Annotated in this window: 1 protein-coding gene; it reads right to left on the reverse strand. The window is 64.4% G+C overall.

Annotated features, from left to right (window positions below):
- Positions 1-67: 67 nt before the first annotated feature.
- On the reverse strand, positions 68-629 hold a 562-nt coding region (locus CVH10_RS16940), incomplete at its 5' end, for an IS3 family transposase (RefSeq protein ID WP_146142957.1).

The following is a 629-nucleotide window of genomic DNA, read 5'->3' on the forward strand; positions in this document are numbered from 1 at the left end:
GTCCTGCCGGGATGCTAACTGGCCGGATTGAACCGCGCCGGGTTTCCCGGAGGCCATTTGGTTTGGGTCAGGCTGCCAAGGCTTGCGCCTCGGTTTGTGCATAGTAGCGCGCTTCCGCTTCGGCGGGAGGCACGTTGCCGATCGGTTCGAGCAGCCGACGGTGATTGAACCAATCTACCCATTCGAGGGTGGCGAACTCTACGGCTTCGAACGACCGCCACGGGCCGCGCCGGTGGATGACCTCGGTCTTGAACAGTCCGATCACGGTCTCTGCGAGAGCATTATCGTACGAGTCACCGACGCTGCCGACGGAGGGTTCGATGCCCGCTTCAGCAAGGCGCTCGGTGTATCGGATGCTCACGTATTGCGATCCGCGGTCGGAGTGACAGACGAGACCGCTGCCTGCGAAGGGGCGGCGCTCGTGCAGGGCCTGCTCCAGGGCATCGAGCACGAAGTCCGCCCGCGCCGAACGCGACACGCGCCAGCCCACGATCCGGCGAGCGAAGACATCGATGACGAAAGCCGCATAGACGAAGCCGCCCAAGGTCGCGACGTAGGTAAAATCCGCGACCCACAGCCTGTTCGGGCACGCGGCCTTGAACTGTCGGTTGACCCGGTCGAGTGGGCAC

It is taken from the genome of Halomonas sp. ND22Bw, from assembly GCF_003011945.1.
In the GTDB taxonomy this organism is placed as follows: domain Bacteria; phylum Pseudomonadota; class Gammaproteobacteria; order Pseudomonadales; family Halomonadaceae; genus Halomonas; species Halomonas halophila.